General features: G+C 69.3%; 3 protein-coding genes. 2 read left to right on the top strand and 1 reads right to left on the bottom strand.

The window, feature by feature from the left end; translation table 11 throughout:
* Window positions 1–1,260, bottom strand: a 1,260-nt coding sequence (locus GJ632_RS20815; RefSeq protein WP_191453925.1) for an ABC transporter ATP-binding protein, incomplete at its 3' end; no start/stop codon positions are given.
* A gap of 167 nt (window positions 1,261–1,427) precedes the next feature.
* Here GJ632_RS20815 and GJ632_RS20810 point away from each other — a divergent pair.
* Complete coding sequence (locus GJ632_RS20810; RefSeq protein WP_191453924.1) at window positions 1,428–1,832, top strand: NUDIX domain-containing protein; 405 nt, start codon at window positions 1,428–1,430, stop codon at window positions 1,830–1,832.
* On the top strand, window positions 1,829–2,597 hold a 769-nt coding region (mutL, locus tag GJ632_RS20805), incomplete at its 3' end, for a DNA mismatch repair endonuclease MutL (RefSeq protein ID WP_343161305.1). The genes GJ632_RS20810 and mutL, both read left to right, overlap by 4 nt.

The following is a 2,597-nucleotide window of genomic DNA, read 5'->3' as shown; positions in this document are numbered from 1 at the left end:
CGTCGACTTCCCCGCGCCGGTCGCCCCGGCGAGTCCGACGGTCGACCCCGCGGGTACGTCCAGCGAGACGTTCCGGACGACCGGTTCGCGGTCGCCGTAGGAGAACGTCACGTCGTCGAAGCACACGTCGCCGTCGACCGTCTCGGGCCGGTGTGCCGGCGTCGGGCTGGTTATCTCCGGGTCGCGGCCGAGGAGCCCGAACACGCGTTCGGCGCTGGACATCGCGAGCTGGTACTTGTTCGCGGACTTGCCGACGCGGCGCATCGGCGAGTAGAGCCGGCGGAGCAGGAGGAAAAAGAGTGTGAACCCGCCCAGCGTCAGCACGCCGTTCTCGCCGGGCGTGCCGGCGATGATGTCGGTGCCGCCGACGTACAGCACGGCGACGAAGACGACGCCGGTGAGCATCCTGAGCGCCGCGAAGAACCCCCGGCGGATGCGGAGCGCGGCCACTTTCTCGTCGTGGTACGCCTCGCTCTGTTCGGCGACCCGGTCGCGCTCGAAGCCGTAGCGGTCGAACGACTTGATGACGGCCGCGCCCCCGAGGTTGTTCTCAAGTCGGGTGTTCAGTCGTGCGACCGTCTCGCGGATGGACTTGTACCGCGGTTCGATCCACGTGAGGAACTGCCCGCTGGCCAGCCCGATTATCGGCACCGGAGCCAGCGCGACGAGGGCGAGTTTCGGCGAGTACGTCCACAGGATGACGCCGATGCCGCCGACGGTGGCGACGACGCGGATGAACTGGCGGAACTCGGTGTTGAGGAACTGCTCCAGCCGGTTGATGTCGCTGTTGAGGATGGACATCAGCCCGCCCGTCTGGTGGTCGGCGAAGAAGGACATCGAGAGGCGTTGCAGGTGGTCGTACGTGTCGTCCCTGAGGTCGCGCTGAACCTTCTGTGCGGTCGCCTGCAGGAGGTAGCGCGAGACGAAGCGGGCGGCCGACCGGAGGAGGTACGCGAGGACGGCGATGAGGACGAGTTGTTCGAGGAGCGCGAGTCGCGCCGCCTGTCCCGCCACCCGTTCGGCCGGGAGCAGTCCCACGTCCGTCAACAGACCCGTCTCTCCCGACTGCCGGATGGCCCGGTCGATGGCGGCGGCGACGACGACCGGCGGGACGAGCCGGGCGAATCGGGTGAGGAAGGCGGCGGCCACGCCGAGCGTCAGCCGGACCCAGTACGTCCGGGCGTACGAGAGGAGGCTCACCATCGGATGGCCGTCGACGTTGTCGCGGACGTGTTCGAGGCCACCGTGGTCATCTGCCATTACACCCCCTATCGGACACGCGTTCAAGTATCCGATGACTGCGGGCGATATCGGGGTGAAACGCTCCGGTGGCGTCTCGGAGTGAGGGGTCGCAGTTCGCGCGTCGTGGCTGCGTCGGGCCGAGAACATGGCGAAGGTACAAGAGCCGCAACGCCAACTGTTGGACAATGACTGAGAAACCACTCCGGGCGACGGTGAGTCTCCGCGGCGTGCTGTTCGCGCCGAGCGGTGACGTACTCGTCGTGCAGCGGACGACGGACGAAGGGTGGGAACTCCCCGGCGGCCGACTCGGGGCCGAAGAGGACGCCACCGAGGGCGTCCAGCGCGAGATAGTCGAGGAGACGGGACTGGCGGTCGACCTCGGCCACCCGGTCCACGCCACCGCGTGGCGGAACGACGACGACAACGGGCGGTTCGGCGTCTACTACTACGGGCGGGTGACCGAGCGGGCGGTGTCGCTGAGCCACGAACACGTCGAGTACGAGTGGCTCCCGCCGGGGCGGGCCGAGCAACGGCTGAGCGGCCCGCAGGGGAGGGCGGTGAACAACGCGCGGGAGGTGCACGAGGAGTGAGCGGCGGCGACCGGCCGACGATCCGCGCCCTCGACGACCGGACGATACGCCAGATAGCCGCGGGCGAGGTGGTCGAACGACCCGCCTCCGTCGTCAAGGAACTCGTGGAGAACGGCCTCGACGCCGACGCGAACCGCGTCTCCGTCGCCGTCGACGCCGGCGGCACGGAGGGCGTCCGCGTCCGAGACGACGGCGTCGGCATGGACCGCGACGCCGTCCGGATGGCCGTCGACGAGCACACGACGAGCAAGATTTCCGACATCGAGGACTTAGAGGCCGGCGTCGGCACCCTCGGGTTCAGGGGCGAAGCGCTCCACACCATCGGGGCCGTCTCGCGCCTCACCGTCCGGTCGAAACCGCGGGGCGGCGACGAGGCGGGGACGGAACTCCGCGTCGAGGGCGGCGAGGTGACCGACGTGCGCCCCGCGGGGTGTCCCGAGGGCACCGTCGTCGAAGTCGACGACCTGTTCTTCAACACGCCCGCGCGCCGGAAGTTCCTGAAGACGACGGCGACGGAGTTCGACCACGTGAACACCGTCGTCACGCAGTACGCCCTCGCCAACCCCGACGTGGCAATCTCCTTAGAACACGACGACCGGGAGGTGTTCGCCACCGAGGGCCGCGGCAGTCTCGAAGCGACGGTGCTCTCGGTGTACGGCCGGGAAGTCGCGGAGTCGATGACCCGCGTCGACCACGAACCCGACGCCGGGGGCGTCGGGTCGGTCACCGGCCTCGTCAGCCACCCCGAGACGACCCGGAGCGCGC

The organism is Halogeometricum sp. CBA1124 (assembly GCF_009741955.1).
In the GTDB taxonomy this organism is placed as follows: Archaea; Halobacteriota; Halobacteria; order Halobacteriales; family Haloferacaceae; genus Halogeometricum; species Halogeometricum rufum.
This window is presented reverse-complemented; position numbering and strand designations above follow the sequence as displayed.